Genomic DNA, 609 nt, shown 5'->3' with positions numbered 1-609 from the left:
AATGCGTTTGTGGACCAAGCTAGAGCAGCGTATCAAAAATAGTAAAATGGGGGAGGTGATCTATCAAGAGTTGCCGCTTCATGTGCGCGCTATCCGTGATTTGGTCAAACCTCAAACCGAGAAAATTCGTATCGACTCCAAAGAGAGCTTTGCCAAGGTAAAGGAGTTTTCTGAGAATTTTCTGATTGATGTGAGTTCTCGCCTTGAGTATTACCCCGGAGAGCGTCCGATTTTTGATCTTTATGGTATTGAAGACGAAATCCAGAAAGCGCTGAGTCGAAAGGTACAGCTGAAGTCCGGTGGTTATCTGATCATTGATCAAACCGAAGCCATGACAACCATCGATGTAAATACGGGTGGATTTGTCGGGCATCGCAACCTAGAAGAGACAATCTTTAAAACCAATCTTGAAGCGGCCAGAACAATCGGTCGTCAACTTCGGCTTCGCAATCTTGGCGGAATCATCATTCTCGATTTTATTGATATGGATGACGAAGAGCATCAGCGCCAAGTATTAAGAATGCTGGAAAAGATGCTTGAGCGCGACCATGCACGAACGACAATCAGTTGTGTGTCTGAGCTTGGATTGGTGGAGATGACGCGTAAGCG

Annotated in this window: 1 protein-coding gene; it reads left to right on the top strand. The window is 45.5% G+C overall.

All coding sequences use genetic code 11. The annotated features are described in order from the left end of the window. Positions 1-609: ribonuclease E/G (locus A3751_RS16250; RefSeq protein WP_197466417.1), on the top strand; the 609-nt coding region annotated here is incomplete at both ends.

It is taken from the genome of Oleiphilus sp. HI0080, assembly GCF_001635135.1.
Note: the sequence above shows the minus strand (reverse complement) of the source record. Positions and strands in the feature narration are given on the sequence as shown.